The 19,925-nt window shown below is 49.7% G+C and carries 18 protein-coding genes; 8 read left to right on the top strand and 10 right to left on the bottom strand.

Annotated elements, in window-relative coordinates; genetic code table 11:
• Window positions 1-1,323 carry a cytochrome b N-terminal domain-containing protein gene (locus tag PJI16_13200; protein MDT3778517.1) on the top strand — a complete coding sequence of 441 codons (1,323 nt, stop codon included), beginning with the start codon at window positions 1-3 and terminating at the stop codon, window positions 1,321-1,323.
• Between the two features lie 593 nt (window positions 1,324-1,916).
• Here the strand turns inward: PJI16_13200 and mscL are convergent.
• From mscL to PJI16_13155, 9 genes are all read right to left on the bottom strand, one after another.
• Window positions 1,917-2,378 (bottom strand): large-conductance mechanosensitive channel protein MscL, encoded by a 462-nt coding sequence (mscL, locus tag PJI16_13195; protein ID MDT3778516.1) that lies wholly within the window; start codon window positions 2,376-2,378, stop codon window positions 1,917-1,919.
• Window positions 2,379-2,504: 126 nt separating this feature from the next.
• Complete coding sequence (locus PJI16_13190; GenBank protein ID MDT3778515.1) at window positions 2,505-2,774, bottom strand: hypothetical protein; 270 nt, start codon at window positions 2,772-2,774, stop codon at window positions 2,505-2,507.
• On the bottom strand, window positions 2,729-3,226 hold the full coding sequence (locus PJI16_13185; protein MDT3778514.1) for a hypothetical protein: 498 nt from the start codon (window positions 3,224-3,226) through the stop codon (window positions 2,729-2,731). The genes PJI16_13190 and PJI16_13185 overlap by 46 nt, the downstream gene beginning before the upstream one ends.
• A gap of 1,240 nt (window positions 3,227-4,466) precedes the next feature.
• Entirely contained in the window at window positions 4,467-6,254 is a 1,788-nt protein-coding gene (locus PJI16_13180) for a sigma 54-interacting transcriptional regulator (protein MDT3778513.1), read from the bottom strand.
• A gap of 101 nt (window positions 6,255-6,355) precedes the next feature.
• A complete protein-coding gene (locus PJI16_13175; protein ID MDT3778512.1) occupies window positions 6,356-6,853 on the bottom strand; it encodes a GTP-binding protein in 498 nt (165 codons plus the stop codon).
• Window positions 6,850-8,646: a hypothetical protein gene (locus PJI16_13170; protein MDT3778511.1), complete on the bottom strand. Its 1,797-nt coding sequence runs from the start codon at window positions 8,644-8,646 to the stop codon at window positions 6,850-6,852. The genes PJI16_13175 and PJI16_13170 overlap by 4 nt, the downstream gene beginning before the upstream one ends.
• Before the next feature lie 114 nt (window positions 8,647-8,760).
• Window positions 8,761-9,387 (bottom strand): hypothetical protein, encoded by a 627-nt coding sequence (locus PJI16_13165; GenBank protein MDT3778510.1) that lies wholly within the window; start codon window positions 9,385-9,387, stop codon window positions 8,761-8,763.
• A gap of 241 nt (window positions 9,388-9,628) precedes the next feature.
• Window positions 9,629-9,841 (bottom strand): hypothetical protein, encoded by a 213-nt coding sequence (locus PJI16_13160; GenBank protein MDT3778509.1) that lies wholly within the window; start codon window positions 9,839-9,841, stop codon window positions 9,629-9,631.
• Between the two features lie 23 nt (window positions 9,842-9,864).
• Entirely contained in the window at window positions 9,865-10,224 is a 360-nt protein-coding gene (locus PJI16_13155; protein ID MDT3778508.1) for a hypothetical protein, read from the bottom strand.
• A gap of 304 nt (window positions 10,225-10,528) precedes the next feature.
• Here PJI16_13155 and mutM point away from each other — a divergent pair, with 304 nt between their 5' ends.
• The 7 genes from mutM (at window position 10,529) to PJI16_13120 (ending at window position 18,653) form a co-directional block, all read left to right on the top strand.
• Entirely contained in the window at window positions 10,529-11,359 is an 831-nt protein-coding gene (mutM, locus tag PJI16_13150; protein ID MDT3778507.1) for a bifunctional DNA-formamidopyrimidine glycosylase/DNA-(apurinic or apyrimidinic site) lyase, read from the top strand.
• Between the two features lie 94 nt (window positions 11,360-11,453).
• On the top strand, window positions 11,454-12,500 hold the full coding sequence (locus tag PJI16_13145) for a PhoH family protein (protein MDT3778506.1): 1,047 nt from the start codon (window positions 11,454-11,456) through the stop codon (window positions 12,498-12,500).
• A 6-nt stretch (window positions 12,501-12,506) separates the two neighbouring features.
• Window positions 12,507-12,956: an rRNA maturation RNase YbeY gene (ybeY, locus tag PJI16_13140; GenBank protein ID MDT3778505.1), complete on the top strand. Its 450-nt coding sequence runs from the start codon at window positions 12,507-12,509 to the stop codon at window positions 12,954-12,956.
• A gap of 48 nt (window positions 12,957-13,004) precedes the next feature.
• Window positions 13,005-13,925 carry a signal recognition particle-docking protein FtsY gene (gene ftsY / locus PJI16_13135; protein ID MDT3778504.1) on the top strand — a complete coding sequence of 307 codons (921 nt, stop codon included), beginning with the start codon at window positions 13,005-13,007 and terminating at the stop codon, window positions 13,923-13,925.
• 85 nt (window positions 13,926-14,010) lie between these two features.
• On the top strand, window positions 14,011-16,185 hold the full coding sequence (locus PJI16_13130; protein MDT3778503.1) for a M1 family aminopeptidase: 2,175 nt from the start codon (window positions 14,011-14,013) through the stop codon (window positions 16,183-16,185).
• Between the two features lie 9 nt (window positions 16,186-16,194).
• Window positions 16,195-17,304, top strand: coding sequence for a hypothetical protein (locus PJI16_13125; GenBank protein ID MDT3778502.1), 1,110 nt, complete (start codon window positions 16,195-16,197; stop codon window positions 17,302-17,304).
• Between the two features lie 239 nt (window positions 17,305-17,543).
• Window positions 17,544-18,653 carry a phosphatase PAP2 family protein gene (locus PJI16_13120; GenBank protein MDT3778501.1) on the top strand — a complete coding sequence of 370 codons (1,110 nt, stop codon included), beginning with the start codon at window positions 17,544-17,546 and terminating at the stop codon, window positions 18,651-18,653.
• 181 nt (window positions 18,654-18,834) lie between these two features.
• On the opposite strand, the gene PJI16_13115 is transcribed toward PJI16_13120, so the two are convergent.
• Window positions 18,835-19,335, bottom strand: a complete 501-nt coding sequence (locus PJI16_13115) for a hypothetical protein (GenBank protein MDT3778500.1) — start codon at window positions 19,333-19,335, stop codon at window positions 18,835-18,837.
• Between the last annotated feature and the right edge of the window lie 590 nt (window positions 19,336-19,925).

The following is a 19,925-nucleotide window of genomic DNA, read 5'->3' as shown; positions in this document are numbered from 1 at the left end:
ATGGCCTCACGTCTGTATCAGTGGATCGACCAGCGCCTGAAATTAAAGCCCCTGGAGCAAACCCTCCTGAATGAGCCCATTCCCGGCGGTGCCAGCTGGAACTATATCTTCGGCTCCGCCACCCTTTTCCTCTTTGGATTACAAGCACTCACTGGCATGTTTCTCATGGTGTATTACGTGCCCGCGACTGACCATGCCTACGATACCGTTCAGTATATTCAACATGAAGTGTGGGGGGGATGGTTTGTCCGTGGCCTGCATCATTGGGGCGCCTCGGCCGTCATGATGGCCATCGGGCTCCATATGTTGCAGGTCTTTTTTGACGGCGCGTATAAACGCCCTCGGGAACTCATGTGGTTTGTCGGGATCATCTTGTTAGCCATCATGTTGGGGTTCGGATTCACCGGGTATTTGCTACCCTGGGATCAAAACGCCTATTGGGCGACCCAGGTCGGGATTAACATGGTTGGCAGCGTTCCGCTTATTGGTGATTTCCTCGTGAAAATCCTTCGAGGAGGCGAAACTCTTGGCGCCTTGACCATTTCACGGTTTTTTGCGATTCACGTCGCTTTTCTTCCGGCCGCGATTATGTTCGGGATCATGCTCCATCTCTTTATTCTCCGGAGGGTTGGACCTGCCGGTCCTCATGATGAAGCAAAAGCCAAAGCCGGAAGTGAAACATTCTATCCACGGCAAGTCTTCATGGATGCCGTGGTGATGCTTGTCGTGTTTGGAATCGTATCGCTGCTGGCATTCAGCGTGGAATTCCCATTGGCTGATCGGGCGGATCCTTCGGACCATTCATTTATTCCCGTCCCGGAATGGTATTTTCTGTTTTTTTACCAGCTTCTCAAATATGCTCCCGGGGCATGGGGACCTCTGGCCACCTGGCTCCTTCCCACACTTTTTTTTACCGGATTGCTGCTCCTGCCCTTTCTAGATCGTAACCCTGAGCGACAACCGTCCTCACGCCGGGTCGTATTGGGGGCGGGATTGGGTTTTTTGATTATCGTATTCGGCCTGTTGAGTATTTCCCTCCGTGACCTGTATGCCGTTCCCAAACGTGATCCTTCGGTGGTTCGAGGTATTGCCTTAGTGGAACAATTCCATTGCAAAACCTGTCATCGCATTCACGGGGAAGGTGTGAATGTTGCCCCAGACCTTTCTTTTGTCGCCGATCGACGACCGGACCGGGATTGGCATCTTCAACATTTTAAGGATCCGCAATCCGTTTCCCCAGGATCCTTCATGCCAAAATTTCCTCTAAACGACAAACAGCTAAACGACCTCACCAATTACATACTGACTCTCAAGAGTGAATAACGCTTCTTCCTCCCCTATGGAAATCGGTGAGCATCGTTGAGAGCAGACATCAATTTGATGCTACCTGCTCACAATGTTGCGCTCACCATTGTGGATGGCCAGACACGACACCGGCATCAGATTACGGCTGATCATGGGGATAGGAGAACTCCCCACAGCCAAACCACAGAGAAGCAGGAAATACACCACTAGCCCAATCAGATGTATTTTCTGGTGACGGACTGTTCGACAAAAGAATTTATGGCTAATTTCTGGAGAGAATACGAAAGGTAGCTATAGAGCCAGCACAGAGTTCAACCGTAACAAAGGGGAAAACGTAATTCCACCTGAAGCCCAATTCCACAGATTCTGGAAAAATTCGTTCAACCCGATATAGGGAAGATTTGATTATTGGAATATGAATTTTTGGCATAGCGAAGACGGCATTCCGCTTACTGAGAATGCCGTCTTTCTGGCTCGCCCTGTATGAGGAACTGCTATTTACTACAAATAAGCGCCCAATACATAAATGTATTTCCGGACAACCCGTTCAACACACAGGATCCGCATATCTGTAGGCTATACTTGATGACAGGGCATTTCCTCATGAACCATTAGGCAGTTTTGGCCAACTCCGAGGTGCAATGACCACACCGTAGAGCCTTTATCGGAATCGTCATCTGACAAAATTTGCATTCTTTCGTTGTGGGATCCGCAGGCGGGGCCTCTTTTTCTTCACGTTTCATCTGATTAATGGCTTTAATCACCATAAAAACGGAAAAGGCCACAATAAGAAAGCTAATAACCGAATTGAGAAACACTCCATAATTCATGGTGACCGCTCCCGCTGCCTGAGCATCGGACAATGCCAGATAGGGCCCTGGAGGCACTCCGTCCTTAAGGGTGAGAAACAGGTTGGAAAAATCAACGCCACCCAACAAGAGTCCAATAGGGGGCATCAACACATCGGCCACCAGCGATTTGGCAATGGTGCCGAAGGCCCCTCCAATAATGACACCGACGGCCATATCGACAACATTGCCTCGCATGGCAAACTCTTTGAACTCTTTAAGCATTACATCCTCCTTATTATGAGAGTGAAAGATAGAACCGTTTGTTCTCCAGAATTACACACTTGAGGGGGTCACAAAAGGCACATCATCCTCTCGTAACACATGAACAAATGCAAGATCCTTCCTGGCTCACTGTTCTTCAACTAACCAGCCTTTCTCCTCTACTCCTTCTGCGGCCCATGGAACAAACGGATCAACTTCCGTAAAAAATCCCGGGGCGACCAGCCTGTCCTCGCCAATTTCCAGTTGAAGACCCCCTCTAAAAGCCCCAACTGTCAAGATCAACTCGGATAAGTGGTCGCCCTCGGCAATTTGCACAATGACCAGAATTTTAAACAGCTCCGCTCCGACGCTTACTCGTCTGGAGATACGCGTCTTTGCGTTTTCAGTGAAAGACATTCATCCATGACTCTTCCTATCTGACGATAATCCAACGGTTTTTTCAGCACATGGAAAAATCCCGCATCCTCCGATGGAGGAAGCTCTCCCAAAATCACGACCAAAGGGGCACCCGGGACGTAGGAAAGTCCATGGCCCAAGCCACGCTTACATTGGTCCAGAAAGTGGTCGTCAATGAATAGGGCATCAAAGCTCTGCCCATTTTTTTCCACCAAGACCTTTGGCCATTCCTCAAAATATTCGCAATCATACCCGTGCAGCTTTATTATCTGCCCAAGGAAATCACGAATTAAGTCATTCCGACTGACGATCACGACGCGACCTAAAGAGGCGTTCGAATTAAAGTTCTTATTTTTCGTCGTTCGCATAAGGTCACATTTTCCCCAAAGACTTGGCAAAAACGTCCGGTCGAACCACGCCCCGCTCGGAGTTGATTCCTCACTTTTCAGCATGTGTGAATCCCCATTTGGAAAAAGTCCAATTCTCTCCTCACGTTCAGACAGATTCCCCTCCATCGCCTGACTCACTGATTTCTGATTTGTCTTGTCCATTTCTAAAGCCAGCACAAGGCAACTTTTTGCCAGGGACCATATGAATCCGATGTGAATTTTGCTTGATAGAACACATCCCTTGATAACTCAGAAATTATAGCTCCGCACCGTGATGACCGCTCCCTTAGCTTTTTTGACCACTTTGAGGACCGGGATCCTTTCTCGGTCCTTCCCCTCACATCCGGAATAAATGGCTACCCTTGGGGCAATGTCTTTGCCATTCCACACAATCTGTGGTTCCAGCCCCTCCGTTTTATTCCCAAGGTGAAAATCAACATGGCGAACATTCCAAGTGCACTGCAAAGACCCATGGAAAAAACTATATGAGTGTTTTGAATCTTCATTGGTTGGCATCCATCTACCCATTGATTACCCATATTCATTAACTTTTACTAACAATAATGGTGCCAGACAAAATACCCTTACATTTCAATTGCTTGGATTTTTAATTTAAAAAGTTTCCCATTTTGAAACATCCGATTGTCTCAAAGTGTTTCAGGGAAATTTTTGAATCACGAGGGAAAGAGAGGAAGGAGGAGAAACCACAGGAAAGGAAAAACAGTAAGGAACTGAACACCTGCGATGCTCGGGCTCTCAATTACAACTTCACCTTACGACTCAAATACCTATCCGAGCGACAGGATGTATTGCGTATCCGCTTTTTTGGTTCCAGGAGCCGGGGAGTTATCGTACCGCCAATTAATCTGAATAGTCGAAATGAGGTCTTCCCAGATATTCGTACGAATTCCCTGTTGGTACGTCACATACCAATCACTGGTTTTTTAATGGGAGAGAAAACCTTGATGCTGATGAAATAGCGTCAGATTGGAGAGAATCGGCCAATGAAAATTCACCGCCCATCGACCGGTAAAATAATTGAGATCTTCTGAACGTTTAACGTTCTCGTCAAAATACTCCGGTCAGGCAAAAGAAAGATGAACGAAGATTCAGATCCTGAAACGTATCCAGTTCAATCAACACACCGGTAAAATATAGAACCGGTTCGTCACAAAAAAATTCCTTTTAACCGTCCCATAGGCAGATGGACCGTCGATTGGAATCGATGTCGACGAAAACCCAACACATTTATCCCGGTTGTAATCACCGCCGCAGGTTCAGAGGTTATCCGGAAATTCCGGAATCAGATGGACGATTCCTCGTGAGCAATATTCAACTCTGTTAAACGTCGATAAAAGGTAGAACGGCTCATACCGACCAGTTTTGCGGCTTGCGCACGTTTTCCTTTTGTTTGTGCCAGGGCATCAAGGATTCGCTGGCGTTCATTCGGTTTTAACAACGGCGATGACTGAACAGCCGGAAAAACGTCGCACAACTCAGGAGGTAGATCGGTCGGAAGGATGTTTTCACTCCGGCAATGTATCAATGCATATTCCAAGGCCGCTTGTAATTCACGGACATTCCCCGGCCAGGAATAACGTAAGAACCGCTGCATCGTTTCCGGAGCTATACCGAGAACCTGCATCTTGCCAAATGCGACACGGCTTTTTTCGAAAAAAGCCGTACTTAACAAGGGAATATCCTCTCGGCGCTCTCGCAGTGGAGGAAGCCGTAATCGTGCGACACGAATCCGATAGAGTAAATCTGCACGAAAGGCACCCCTGTCAACCAATTCCTGAAGAGGCTGATTAGTGGCCGCCAATACCCGGACATTCACTTTCCGTGGGCGAGACTCCCCGAGACGAATAATTTCTCCCTCTTGAAGCACACGGAGCAGGGTGGTCTGAATGGGTAACGGCATATCTCCGATTTCATCTAACAATAACGTGCCGCCTTCAGCCGATTCGAAAAATCCTTCATGGTCACTCGTCGCTCCGGTAAAGGCGCCGCGTTTGTGCCCAAACAATTGACTCCCCAACAGCGAATCTGTCAATCCGGCGCAATTGACGGGTAAGAATGGATGTTCGTGACGCGGGCTTAATTGATGCAAAGCCCGGGCAACCAATTCTTTGCCAGTCCCAGTTTCCCCATCAATGAGCACCGGCACATCCACCACGGCGATGTCTCCAATCCGCTCATACACCGCGCGCATGGCGGGACATTTTCCAACCAGATTGTGAAATTGTGTTGGCCCCACCAATTGACGGCGCAACGCTTCCATCTCGCTGACATCTTTTAATAATAGAATGGTTTTTCTCGGATCTCGCGGATCATCTTGAACCTCAACTTCCAACGCGGTTGCAGAATGGTTTTTGCCATCCATCACCACCGGCACAACCTGACGTTGCGACCTCGGCAACCGTCCCATTTCCTCGACCCGAACACTATCCGCTGGTTTCCACGGAAAACCCTCAACAAGAGTGCGTCCGATCATTCTGGCCGGATCCGTTTGCAATAACTCGCTGGCCTTTCCACTGATAAAGGTCACGGCACGATTCGCATTGAGCATGATGGTCCCCAATCCCAAACCGTCAAGCACAGCCATCACATCATCCCGTTCTTGTTCGCTTTTCGCTAAACGACTGCCCAGTTGGGCTTCGGTGCGTTCATGTTGGTTGACAGCCTGACGATGTGAAAGCTGTTCTTCACGTGCCTTTTGCAGCAAGGGCTGGATAGGAAGGATATCGGGTCCAAAGCGTTGCAGAATGACATACCGGAGAGACCGATGACGGACGGCAGTGGCTTCCAGGACGACGTCTTCCCCAAATAATGCGGGTTCGCTCCATAAACCGGACTTACATTGTCCCGTCCTGCCGGATTCCCACCATTCCCGGGCTTCATGGAGAAAATGTTGAAGAAAAAATGAACGGTCCATTAGCTGCTCAGGAGGCAAGTCGGGGTCCTGTCTCAAGCCAGGCGGAGGAAACCAACTGGGAAGGTCACCCAAATGGTCGAACCGTTCTGCAGTTTTTTGAAAAATTAACGCATCAAAGACACTGAGGAAAGCAGGATCGGGTAAGGAACCGGACATGAGTCTCACCAATCTCTGATAATGACGAGAGGATACGGGAATCTGATTGAGTTCACCGACACATACTCACCAGGCGACACGTATTCGATCCACGTCCTGCGTCAGGATTTCAGCATCGCCTCGGACAACGCGGAAAACGCTGCTTCGACACCTTCGCCGGTTTTTGCGCTCACCATGGATACCAGGCAGGCTTGATTACTGAGATCAGAAACCATGGGAGACTCAACCACCCACTCGTTTACCAAATCATGTTTATTGAGCAGAATGACAAAAGGAACAGGACCGATCGTCTTCAGGGCTAATTCATGTAACTTGCCTGCCACATCAACCGTTTCTTTTCTAGTTCCATCTATCACCAGGATATATCCCGATGACCCCTGCAAATATGACGCCCGAACTTTTTGGAAGTCATCATCGCCGTAGAGATCCCAAAGAACCAGCAGGAGGTCCTGCCCGCAAACCGACAAAGATTTTTGATCAATCTTGACCCCAACCGTGGTGAGATATTTTTCGGAAAAAATGCCGGAGATCAATCGTTTCACCAGGCTCGTTTTCCCGACGGCAAACCCACCCAGCATACAAATTTTTTTTTGAATCACGGGCTGTTCCCCACACCCACTTCCCTGTGCAGGGGGCCCCCTGGTTCCACCACCTTGAAGGACACTCGCCGACTCGCCGAATACCCCTGCTCCCCACCGGAACCGGATTGTACATCGGGATCAACCCCTTTACCCACGGCAGACAGTTTTAACACTTGAAAGGTCATTTCATTGAGCATTTCCAGAACGTTGTTCGCTCGCCTCTCACTCAGTGAAACATTGATCGGTTGAGTGCCCACGGGACTGCTATATCCCATGACATCAATAGAGGGTTTCCGACCGAGCTGTATGGCTTTCTCATCCAATTCCTGAAGAATGAATTTCACCTGTTGAATTTTCACCAATTCCCGATCCGGCAATCTCCCCTGACCCGGGAAAAAGAAAATGGCTTTCCCTTCCAATTCGACTTGAAGTGCCTCAAATTGTTTCACGTCCGTGTCAATGAGACGTTCCAAGGAAATCTCCGAAACCCCGGGAATTGCCGAGGCGGATCGAGTCGCTCTCGCAATCCAGGCATGGGAACTTTCTCCCATCAAAATAATCCGGCTACCCTCAATGCTCACCTCCACCGATCCGGGTGGCTGCAAAACTATGATTGCCCGCTTACGAACCATCTCCGGAGTGAGGGCAATAAACGGTTCAAAATGAAACCCGGCCGCATGGGGAGGATATCCCACCTCTTCCAGCAACTGTTCGGGGTCAACCGCCAGCGGGTCCCTCAACCCGTGAAACACCGTTCGCCCATCTTCTTCCTGAATAGTCGTCACCACAATACCCGGTTCAGCCGCAATCCGCTTCAACAACTCATTCCATTGTTGATGACTGAGAGTAAACTGATAGGCCCACCATCCCAAAAGAGCCAGAAGAAGACCACTACACACCCAAAATACGACCGGAAGGCCTTTTCGTTTTTTTACGAATTGTGCTTGGAGGCAATCCTCCAAATGGGGTCTGGTTTCTAAAAACACAGCGGTGTCGCCATGAAAATCTTTCAGGAAATCCGAATATTGGACATGAAGGGTTTCGAGCGTGCTTTGAAGGAAATCCCGCAATTTCACAGGAGGAGTGCCCCGAATCACGGTGGCCAAAATCGCGCTGGACCCCTGTTCTATCCAGACAGTCAAATCACCAATCCTGAGCGACTCCAATCCTTCCTCCTGACCTTGCTGAAACGAATCCCTTACAAAATCCTGTATGGCTGTCAACATGCCGGAAATGGCCGCTTCCCCCTGGCTAGATATCCCTTCGGCCATCACATGATTGAGTAATAATCCCGTTTTTTTATGAATCAAAAATACCTGCTCGACTCTAAACCGAAGGGTATGCAACACCACCACTTCCACAAAAGGCCTGCCTGTTTTCCACGCCTCCCAACGCCACTGAAGTCCTTGCCAGGACATACTATATTCTAAGGTCTGGTTGAGAGATTGGAACATTTCCCGCATGGCACGAGAAATCGCCTTTCGGATGGCGGATCCCAAGATAGGCGCGATTGAATCACTTATAAGCTGGGGAGATTGTTTGATGGAAAGAGCCAACGCTTCTTGTGTAATCGGGAGCAGAGAAGCCAATAACCGATTATCCTGTTGAGCCCGAAGGCGAATGGCATCGGGCAGGACACGACTCACTTCCTGCGGCCCTATCACCAACGTATCCATGCGTTGTCGTAAACGATCTAATTGAATTTGCTCGGGAGACAGCAACAAGCGGCGAAGGGCCGAAAAATCTTCAGACTCTCCCTTGTCATATCCCATCGATGGGCGAAGAGGAGACGAACGAGGCGTACGTTCCATAATTGGCCTTCAGGAGGAAGCTGCCATTTTTCTGTTAGAGAGAGGGGGAAAAAACACGTGAAATTGATCGTCAGCCTTTGCCATGGGAGGTATACCCCAATAGAATTCAAGGCTTCATGATTGGGTCTCAATACCCTGGGCCCCCACTTTTAGGCGCAAGGCGACTTCCATCAACATTTCGGCCAATACCGCCCGATCGGTTTTCTCAACCTTCAACTCATTGACTGCTTGTTCGAATTGAGACTCCATTCGGCTCATGGCCTCCTGATCCTGCTCAATCAGCTCATGTTTTTGTCGCTGCATTTCTGCGCTCATCGCCTGGAACTGATTCGAAGCATGCTCTGTTAATTCCACAATCCGTTTACTTATTTGAGATTCAACCGTCTTGACTGTTTGTCCCATATCCTGAATGGTGGCAACACGTCGATCCTGTTCCTGCTGTAATTTCCCGACTAACCCTTGGATTTCCTGATTCATGTGCGTTTTCAGATCATCAACAGATTTGGTCAGATCCTCTCGTAGGCGACTGCTTTCCTGAAACAACCGATCCTCCAACGCAGCGAACCGTTTTTCAATGTCCCGACTTTGGGCACCGAAAAGAATATCCCTAACCTTATCCAGGCTCCCTGCATCCGACTGTGCCGACCATTCTCCATCCTGGGAAGACGAAGTTCCCTGAGAGGTCGAGACTTCATACGCCACGGTCTTGAATGGTTTTTTTGAGGGTTCGGTTGCACTCATAGTTGTCACTCCACGAGGTAGGTCAATAACTTCTACGTCCTAGGGAACACCCCTTAAGCGAAGATATCCTAACATTGATAAAAAAAGGGAACAAGACGGAAAGTTACACAGTGAAAGCCTCTATGGCTAACCCAACCAGCGTAACTCTCTATTGAGAAACCGTAAGGAATAAAACCACGATAGAGGGGAATGGGAAAAGAAGTTCAGGAGAGGGAGAAACGTACGATTGTTCTTTTTTTTGCTAATCTTTTTCCGGCTCAGCATTCCCATGTTTATGCGTGACTCGATCTTCGTCAAACATATCCGCCATTTCTTGAGCCATCACATCATTATCATGAGGGAGAGAGACAACAGACAATTCTTTTTTGATTTTTTTGGGAGAGTCGGGCTTGGGTTCTTTGGCCTCGGCTTTTTCAGAATCGTTGGGTTCTTCAGATGTATTTTTGTGATCCATGATGACAATCTCCTCTACAATGATTACTCAAACGATTCCAGATGTGACCGCTCAGGGAACTTGTGTTGGCAACCGGGACAAGTCACAAAATAGACCGATTCACGAACCGAGAGCACCGCCCTCAAATCCAGGGACACCCCGCGATGTCGACAAGATGGACAGGGAATTTCTTTAAGATGATAGGGAATATCCGGCTGTGTCTGTACATAAAACTCCATATCGGTATGGACGGGAAACATATAATGACACCCGATACAAATCGCTTTCCATTCCCCGTCTTCCGTTGCCGTCCTGGAGTCGATTCCAAAGCGATTGGCCTTACAAATTGGGCACTTCACTTCCCCTAACCGTTCTTCAACCTGCTTGATGCTTAATTGTGTCATTCTTCTTCCTTATCCACACTGATGAACATGCCCTGGTCAAAGTATAGGCTTCCTGCCAGAGATCCCGCAACCAAACCCTCTAAATTCTCTACACGGGCCAGGTCTCCCGTTCAGAGATTAGCTCAATCCCATCCGATCACACGTGAGCCGGAGTCTATTGCCTTGCCCGAATTAGACACCTCACCAATAAATGAACATGGCAATACCCAGTGCTACGTCGAATCTGATACAACCTTCCAGACCAAATTAAGGAAAAACTGACCCACGTACACTCAACCTATTGAGTTTCCCCGCGTAATCTTCTATGCCCGAGCTCCCTGAAGTCGAAGTCATCCTCAACCATCTGAACCGGCATGTCCTGGGTGGGACCATTGAAAGGCTCACCATTCACCGTTCGGATATTGTCCGCACCGGACATGCCTTCATTCCCTGGTTTCAGCACTCCACGATCACCAATATTACCCGGAGGGGTAAATGTCTCATCTTCACCTGCCATCGAGACAACGAAACCCGGTATCTGCTTTCGGAGCAGGGCATGACCGGACTCTGGTTTTTCCATCCAGCCTTGGCCTCAACTCCACAACATATCCATTGCCGCATCGAGATTTCCGGAGCTCCGACCAGTGAGTTGCATTACTGGAATCCTCGACGATTTGGCCGGCTCTGGCTGTTCGCCGCACCGGAATTGGAAGCTTTCATGCAACGCCGATTCGGCTCTGACGCCATGAATATCGGTGCCCAACCCTTCATTAAGCTCATTCAAAGCTGTCGAGGCAGACTGAAACCCTTTCTCCTCGATCAACATCGCCTCGCTGGAATTGGAAACATTTACGCCAATGAAATTTTATTTCGCGCCGGAGTGCACCCCCAGGCTCACGGCTATCGGCTGAGCGTCTCAACCTGTCAACGGCTCTATGACACCATGCAGACCGTATTACAGGAGGCCATTCTTGCCGGAGGCTCTTCCATCAGAGACTTTCGTGCTCCCGATGGATCACAAGGTCACTTCCAGGAAGCGCATCAGGTCTATCAGAAAGCAGGATTGCCATGTTCGCATGGGTGTTCAACTCTCATCACGCGCATGCAAAGTGAGCGCAGCTCATTTTTTTGTTCGACCTGCCAAAAGAGACGGTAATCCTTCCATTTCGTTCCTTGAGCCAACCTTAAACCTTTGCTAGAATCGGTCTATGAGTGTTCTTGTGGCTAACCGGAGGTGAATCGAATCCTACGTGCGAAAATTTAAACTACGAGAAGGGGTCGATTTAGCGAATCTTTTCGGCCCGCATGATCTGCACCTCAAAATGATCGAAGGGGAACTCCAGGTCCGAATGGCGGCCCGCGGGGATGAAATCACCCTTCATGGTCAACCGGAGTCAGTTCTGCGGGCCGAACATATTTTGCGGGAATTAGCCGATTGGACTCGAACCTATTACGAACTGAAACCTGACGATATTTCACGAGCCATACTGGCGACAGAAGAAAAACCGGACACTCCACTCAAACCCTATACTGTTTCGGCAAGCGCGCTTCCGACAAAAAAAGGAACCGTTAACCCGAAAACCCCCAATCAGCAAGCCTATCTCGAAGCCATTAATCAATCAGATCTCGTCATTGCCATTGGCCCGGCCGGCACCGGGAAAACCTATCTGGCCATGGCCATGGCGTTGGCAGCGCTCACGCATAAACAGGTCAGTCGGATCATCCTCGCACGGCCAGCCGTGGAAGCAGGGGAACATCTCGGCTTTCTCCCGGGAGACCTCTTTGCCAAAGTGCACCCCTATTTACGTCCCCTATACGATGCGTTGTACAACATGATGGACATTGATCGGGCCAATCGGCTCCTCGAACGTGGTGAAATTGAAATCGCTCCCCTGGCGTTCATGCGGGGACGAACGCTCGACGATGCCTTTGTCATCCTGGACGAAGCTCAAAACGCCACCACGGAACAAATGAAAATGTTTTTAACCAGACTCGGACTCAATTCCAAGGCCATTGTGACCGGTGATATCACCCAAATCGATCTTCCCGATTCACAGAAATCCGGGTTGGCGCAGATTGCCGATATTCTCCTCAATATTGACGGCATACAGTTTGTCTATTTTTCCGAACAGGATGTGGTCCGACATCGGTTGGTCAAAGAAATTATCAAAGCGTACGATCGGTTTGAACACCAACTGCCCAACAATATCCCGCACAACATCTCTTCCGACCATTCGACCGCATCGCCTGGAAATCATTCAAAATCCGACACCAATGGCCAGAGGCCCACGCGGTAAAACACGATGGCTGTGTGGCTTCGTTCTCACCTCCGGCGAGTAGCCGTTCGCCCCACGACAGTTCGCCGACTGACGCAAGCTGTGTTACAACAGGCAGGGTATCCTTCGGCCAATCTGAGTCTCACCTTCGTCGGCAAGACTCGCATGCAGAAACTTAACCGGACCTACCGGGAGCGGGACTATGCAACTGATGTGCTAGCCTTCCCCATGCAGGATGTCTTACAGTCGTCACTGGCATTCGTGGGAGATGTCGTGATTTGTATCCCCGTGGCCCTGGCTCAAGCCTCAAGGTTTAACAACACGGCCGATGAAGAAATCCTGCGTTTGCTCATCCATGGCACCCTTCATCTCCTGGGGTATGACCATGAAACAACCGAACGGGAAGCCAAACGGATGAAACGAAAAGAGCAGACAATTTTCCGTCGTCTTTCGCCTGTTCCCCGTCTTCTCGCATAACATAGGACAGGGATCATTCACTTGCCATGATATTCGGGTACATACACTATGAAATGGGTTGAACGTCTTCAAAATGGATTAGCAAAAACACGCCAGTCCGTGCAAAAGTCATTGCGTCGCCTGGGGCGGGGCCACCTGGACCCCGTCGCCCTGGAAGAGGTCGAAGCCAGTCTCCTGGAAGCCGATGTCGGCATACACACCATCGAGCAATTCCTTGAGATGCTTAAAGATAAAACTCGGGTGTTCAGCGGGACCGATCCGACAGCGGTCCTCCATACTCTTCTCATGGACATTCTTCGTAAGGGCGAGACCGAACCGCTGGAACAACTCATTCGACGCGGCCCACGTCCCTTTATTATCTTGACCATAGGCATCAACGGTGTCGGCAAAACCACGACCATTGCCAAACTCGGGAACCAGTTGAAGCAACAAGGGTTACACACACTCTTTGTCGCCGGCGACACTTTCCGGGCTGCGGCAATTGAACAATTGGATATTTGGGGAAAGCGCACAGGCATCGAGGTGATCAAGCAGAAGCAGGGCTCCGATCCTGCCGCCGTGGTGTTTGATGGCATGGTCGCCGCGAAAGCACGAAATGTGGACGTCGTCCTCATCGATACCGCCGGACGGCTGCACACCAAAATCAATTTAATGGATGAATTGAAAAAGATCAAACGAATCATTGCGCGGGAAATGCCCGGCGCCCCCCACGAAACCCTCCTCGTCCTGGATGGCACATTGGGGCAGAATGCCATTGCACAAGCCCGACAATTCCATGAGTCACTCGGCGTCACCGGATTAGCCTTGACCAAACTGGATGGAACCTCCAAAGGCGGAGTGGTCGTGGCAATCGTCGACGAACTCAATCTTCCCATTCGTTTGATCGGCGTAGGAGAAGGAGAAGCGGACCTCCAGGATTTTAACGCTTCAGCGTTTGTCGAGGCCTTACTCCCAAGGGACCCCCCCTAGCCTAAAACAGCACGGCCTTCTTCCTCCCAAAATATTCTGCCGGAAAGCGAAACTGTATTCATCAATTCAACAAGGAAATTATCTTGTGAGTTTCAGTCACCCAATCCTTCCTCCAGCAATTCAAGTCCCATCATTTATCCTGGCGTTGGCATGGCTGTGGCTGGCGAGCGCGAGTCCGCTCCAAGCCAACCCATTGACGCCCATTCACCATAAATTAGAGATTGAACTGAATCCTGACACCCATGCCATGACCGGATTGGACACCATCAATCTTCCACCATCCCATCGCGCCAACTCATCCGTCTCCTTCATCCTGAATCCTCAACTCACAATCGATCGGGTCGAATTCAACGGCAAATTGCTTCCGGTCCCTCCCCCCTCTGAAGGCCAGACCGTGCAGCCGGGATCAACGCGTCGGGTTATTGAAATTCCCCTGCCTCCCCTTGACGGTCCGGACCAACCGGCGGTCCTCACACTGACGTACCATGGGCAGATTGATGATTCTCCAACAGCCTCGGGCGGACTTCGCTTTGTCAGGCCGGATGACACCAACGGACATATTGGACCCAACGGCGTGTATCTGACGTATGAAACATTCTGGTATCCCACCTGGGAACAGACCCTTTCGACGTATGATCTCACCCTCCGCCTCCCTTCAGACTGGGAAGCAATCACCCAGGGCCGGGAAGTTGCCAATGCCGTTACCGACGGGCACCGAACCACCCATTGGAGAGTGAACCTTCCGAGTGAAGCGTTGACGTTGGCTGCCAATCATTTTGTGGTGCAGAAACAGGAATGGAAAGGCATTCAACTCGCCACCTACCTCTACCCGGAAGACGCCCACCTGGCTACGCAATATATAGAAGCGACCATCGACTACCTTCAAATGTATACCGAGCTCCTGGGTCCTTACCCGTTTACAAAATTTGCTGTCGTGGAAAATTTTTTCCCAAGCGGACTTGGACTCCCCTCATTCACCCTCCTAGGAGAAGGAGTGATTCGGCGCGGATATACCCAACCCTATTCTCTTGGCCATGAAATCGTCCATTCCTGGTTCGGAAATTCTGTCTTTAATAACTTTGCTCAAGGCAACTGGGTGGAAGGGCTCACCACCTATCTCTCCAATTACTATTATGACGAGGCCAGGGGCAATCAGCAGGAGGCCTTCAACACCCGACGACGGATGGTCTATGAATATAATCTGTATGCGGAGCCGGACAAGGAATATCCGGTACGGGCCTTCCACCACAAAGAAACCAGGCTGGATAATGCCATTGGGTACCAAAAAACCGCCATGGCATTTCACATGCTTCGCCAGGAAATGGGAGACGTGGCATTTTTCAAGGGGGTTCGCGGGATTATTCAGGAAGGGACCGGAACCTATCTGGAGTGGAACGATCTTCTCCGGATATTTTCAAAAGCCGCTGAAAGAGACCTCGGGTGGTTTTTTCATCAATGGATCGATCAACCCGGTGCTCCAACCCTGGATATCCAGGACATCCTTATCCAGGAAGATCCCACGCAACAGGGACGATTCACATTGACGGGAACAATCCTGCAGGACGAACCCGTATTCACCATCCGTCTTCCCCTCCATCTCCATCTCCAAGGAGAACGCATTCATGAAGCCGTTCTCAATGTGAATCAGGCCGCACAACCTTTTACCCTGCATCTCCCCGCAAATCCAACGACACTCGCCATTGATCCCGAGCACCATCTTCTCCTCGGCCTTCACCGTGCACAAATTCCGCCCATGTTGAATAGGTGGGAAACCGACACCCGTCGCATTCTCATCAGACCTCAGACCATGACCACGGATGAGGCGCAAAGCCTGGAAACGCTGCTTCAACGTCTTGAGACACAACCCGGCATTGAGACCATCCTATCCGATGATCCGGTCATTTCTGAATCGGCCTCATATCTGGTCATCGGATCCTCTGCCCAACGCATATTAGAATCCGGTTCCTTCAATAGTTGTGAAAAAAGCATAGACATGCATCCGGGACACATCTCCATTCAGGAACAGACATTCGAAGGCCCGGAGATGGCCTTCCTGATTTCTTGCGCCCATCCCCGGGATGCGAACCATACCGTCACATTTTTTTTCGGGTGGTCTCCTGATGCCGTTACGCCCGTTTCACGGCTGTTGTTTTTTTACGGGTGGGATAGCTATCTGGTTTTCCAACAAGGAAAAGTGATTGCCCGGGGGATGTTTCAACCCGTACACTCTGCACGCGAGATTATTCTCCATTCACCGTGAGGTTCATGAATGCATCCGACCTTCTCTGTTCATCCATCAAAAATTTCGATACAAAACATGCTCCTGTTTAGCCTGCTGTCCTTCCTGCTGTTGTGGAATACGGCTCTGGCCGGGGAACCCCCCGCCAAGCAGGATCAACCGGAACCGCATCTGGCCAATATCCGGCAGCTCACGTTTTCGGGGAAAAATGCTGAGGCCTATTTTTCAGCCGAGGGTAACCGGTTGGTGTACCAATCAACCCTGGAACCTGATGGCAAGACGCTCAGATCCTGCTATCAAATCTATATCATGGACCTGGACGGTACAAATGTCCGGCGAGTCAGCCTCGGGCTGGGCGGCTCCACATGCGGATACTTTTTCCCCGGTGGCCGGCGTGTGCTCTTTTCCTCCACCCATATCATGAGTCAATTTTGTCCACCCGCCCCCGAGAGGACGGAACGCTACCGGTGGGCCCTGGATGATTATGACATCTTCTCCATGAATATCGGCGGACGGGACTTACAACGGTTGACCTCCGCCCAGGGCTACGATGCAGAAGCCACCATCTCCCCGGATGGAAAACGCATTGTCTTCACTTCCATACGTGATGGAGATTTAGATGTGTACACGATGGATATCGATGGAAAGAATCTGAAACGCCTGACGCAGGAAGTCGGGTATGATGGCGGAGCCTTTTTTTCTCCCGACAACAAAAGGATTGTCTATCGGGCCCACCATCCGAAAACTGACGAAGACCTGAAGGCCTATCGTGACCTGCTCAGTCAAAACCTTGTGGAGCCGTCAAACCTGGAAATCTTCATCATGAATGCTGATGGTTCCGACAAAATACAGGTCACTCACAACGGGCGATCGAATTTTGCTCCCTTCTTTACTCAGGATGGAAAACGCATCATCTATTCCTCCAACTTGTCGACCCCGCCCGATCATCAGGGGCGGCCATCCTTTCACCTGCATATCATCAACGAGGATGGCACGCACCCCGAACAAATTACCTTCAATGGGCACTTCAATAGTTTTCCGATGTTCTCGCCAGACGGAAAACAGGTGGTATGGTCATCCGATCGGAATGCCGCCAACCCAAAAGAATTCAATATCTTTCTCGCTGACTGGGTACCGTAAATCATCTTGAATTTTTTCCTCCTTTGTAAGGAGGGGTGATGGGGAAGTAGAAACATGCAAAAATCAACTAGTCTCATTTTGCGGTATGCTCTCTTCTTTTCGTATCGCTACCCCACCTCTTTCATTCCTCTTCGGAATGAAATCCCTTACAAAGGGGAGGATTCAGAAACCAAAATCCTCTCTGTGCGGGCCTTCCTGCCAGGGTAGAAATCCATCCATATGGTTCTCGCTAGTATCCTGTGACTGACCAATCACCCGCATCTCCTTCACCTCGACGTTCGCAATTTCTCCTCCCCCAGTCCCCTCTTGTGGTATTCGGACTATCCGGGCTCCTCTTTTTTGGCTTGTTCGCTTCTCTGGCTCTGGTCGATGGCCCGACCATCCAGATCGTTCACAGTTTCACGCATCCGGCCATCGACCACATTGGCAATGTAGGAAATCATTTAGGAGACGGACTGACTCTGGTGCTCATTTCATTGGGAATTGGGGCAGTGGGATTCCGGCTTGGATGGCCGGCCTGGAAGTCTGCATGTATTCATACCTTACTCGCCCATGGCGTCGCCGGACTTTTCACTCAAATATTGAAACACACCATCGGCCGCCCCCGCCCAAGACTCAAGCAAGGTCAGGACTGGGAAATCGCCCCGTCATTTGAAAGTGGATGGGACTCCTTTCCATCCGGTCATACCACCGCTTCATTTTCCGTGGCCACGGTTCTTGCGCATTATTTTCCCAATGCCCGATACCTGTGGTTCGGGTTAGCCGCGTTTGGTGGAATATGCCGTGTCATCACCGGCGCCCATTTTCCTACGGATGTGCTGGGGGGAATACTGGTGGGGATCGGAACCGCCCTGATCATCATTCATCCTCCACACAAGTGGAAGAGGCTCTCTCAGCACACACTCACACATGGACTCCCCTGGCTGGTCACGGCATTTGGAATGGTTTGGATTATTGTTCCCCATCCAGGCATTGAGTTGGAACCGTCTCTCTCACTTTTTCTCGGGCTAATGGCGTTAGGGGTAGGATTGGGTCTCAGACTCTGGTGGATTCGGGAACTTTCTTCCCCAGGAAGCTCATCTTCAGGACGATTACCACCTCAATGGCCGCGCCTGCTTATGGGACTTGGATTAGCGACCACAACGGGAAGTGTGGTAGTTCTTGGAGCAGGTCTAATGACGGGAATGATTTGGTGGATGGGAAGTCATTACGAATTAACAACTGAAGACCAGAATAGCTTATTGGCAGGGCTCAATCCCATTTGGATTGAAGCATTCATAGGACTCGGCATGTTTTTTCTTGCCCTCCTGACTTTTATCATTCGATCAGGTTCACTTTTGCCCGCTTAATAAAAGAACTCACTTTTCACTGTCTATCGGGTTCAGGAGCTTCCTCCAGAAATTAGCCTACAAAATCTTTTTGCCGAGGGGGCCCATAACATCCCCCTCGGAATGATAGTTAATCTATTACCTCAGCGGGAGTCCTGTGTAGAATTTGGAGATTGTCCAGGATTCTGGCTTTGCCCCGTCACTACTTTCCGGTGTCCAGCTCGCTTTGGCTCTGGCTCTTTATTTGGTCTAGCCCTCTCATCTGGTTTTGACCTTCATTTTGGTCCTGTCCGGTAGTTTGATTCTTTCCCGTCATATGTTCCTTTCCCGCCATCTGGTCCTGGCCCGTCATATGCTCCTGGCCCGCCATCTGGTCCTGGTCCTGGCCACCTATTTGAGATTGATCACCCATTGGTTTCTGGCTCTCTGACTCGTTTCCTCTCATAGAACCAGACCGACGGGTTTCCAGGTCTTCAGTGTATTCTTTAGTTGCAGCATTCAAGGCTTTTTGGCCATACAAGTTTTCTTGCCCTGAGTCATAAGCCGTGGATGAGCCAGTCACCGGACTTTTCGTTTCTTTCATCGGGTAACCGGCGTGATCCGGCAACATAGATGGATTGGCAAAGGCTACTGTCGCCAGCAAACAGGTTCCGGCCAAACTTCCCAATAATACGATAGATTTTTCTTTTAGTACGTTTTTCATAATGCCTCCTGATTTGATTTATTTGTAGGGCTCGTCAATCTTGTCATATCCAGAAATTCCCTCGATCCTCATACTCCATTTTCCTCTTCCTAAAACTGCACCCGGAAATGGGCTCGAAGTCTCCAGTTTAGGCCAGAAGAAAAATGCCTTCTTGTACGCCTCCTTTCCGATAAAACTTTAGAACAAAATAGGTGAGGCTCTCAGCACATGGAAATTTACTGGTATTGACTTCATCCTATACCTCGCCAGCCAAGCCGTAACTGTCAAAAACCCTTGAAGGCAAATTTTTGATATTTTAGGATAAGTCGCCAAAAATCAGTCAAAAGGCATGTGCCGGGTATTCTGGAAAAATCAGGTGTGGAGGATCGAATTCAAAAGAAAGAGCTAAATCCCTTAAAAATCAATGTACCCATGTCCCTGATGAGAGTACATTTCATGTGCTGAATATCTGCATGCCAATCTTCGTGATACGCAAGACCGACAATCTCCTCATCAAATTCTTGAATGATACTTGTAATTCAACGGCACAAACGTTATGTAAGTAAATCAATTTCCTTTCGAAAGTTAACCCAAAACTCACACACGAATTG

Origin of the sequence: Nitrospira sp. MA-1, from assembly GCA_032139905.1 — a bacterium.
Lineage (GTDB): Bacteria > Nitrospirota > Nitrospiria > Nitrospirales > UBA8639 > Nitrospira_E.
The sequence above is the reverse complement of the archived record's forward strand: the minus strand, read 5'-3'. Positions and strand labels throughout refer to the sequence as shown.

Bases quoted from the DNA above. Each gene is read 5' to 3' on its own strand.
- PJI16_13200 (MDT3778517.1), top strand. From the start codon at position 1: ATGGCCTCACGTCTGTATCAGTGGATCGACCAGCGCCTGAAATTAAAG.
- mscL (MDT3778516.1), bottom strand. From the start codon at position 2,378: ATGCTTAAAGAGTTCAAAGAGTTTGCCATGCGAGGCAATGTTGTCGAT.
- PJI16_13190 (MDT3778515.1), bottom strand. From the start codon at position 2,774: ATGTCTTTCACTGAAAACGCAAAGACGCGTATCTCCAGACGAGTAAGC.
- PJI16_13185 (MDT3778514.1), bottom strand. From the start codon at position 3,226: ATGCTGAAAAGTGAGGAATCAACTCCGAGCGGGGCGTGGTTCGACCGG.
- PJI16_13180 (MDT3778513.1), bottom strand. From the start codon at position 6,254: ATGTCCGGTTCCTTACCCGATCCTGCTTTCCTCAGTGTCTTTGATGCG.
- PJI16_13170 (MDT3778511.1), bottom strand. From the start codon at position 8,646: ATGGAACGTACGCCTCGTTCGTCTCCTCTTCGCCCATCGATGGGATAT.
- PJI16_13165 (MDT3778510.1), bottom strand. From the start codon at position 9,387: ATGAGTGCAACCGAACCCTCAAAAAAACCATTCAAGACCGTGGCGTAT.
- PJI16_13160 (MDT3778509.1), bottom strand. From the start codon at position 9,841: ATGGATCACAAAAATACATCTGAAGAACCCAACGATTCTGAAAAAGCC.
- PJI16_13155 (MDT3778508.1), bottom strand. From the start codon at position 10,224: ATGACACAATTAAGCATCAAGCAGGTTGAAGAACGGTTAGGGGAAGTG.
- mutM (MDT3778507.1), top strand. From the start codon at position 10,529: ATGCCCGAGCTCCCTGAAGTCGAAGTCATCCTCAACCATCTGAACCGG.
- ybeY (MDT3778505.1), top strand. From the start codon at position 12,507: ATGGCTGTGTGGCTTCGTTCTCACCTCCGGCGAGTAGCCGTTCGCCCC.
- ftsY (MDT3778504.1), top strand. From the start codon at position 13,005: ATGAAATGGGTTGAACGTCTTCAAAATGGATTAGCAAAAACACGCCAG.
- PJI16_13125 (MDT3778502.1), top strand. From the start codon at position 16,195: ATGCATCCGACCTTCTCTGTTCATCCATCAAAAATTTCGATACAAAAC.
- PJI16_13115 (MDT3778500.1), bottom strand. From the start codon at position 19,335: ATGAAAAACGTACTAAAAGAAAAATCTATCGTATTATTGGGAAGTTTG.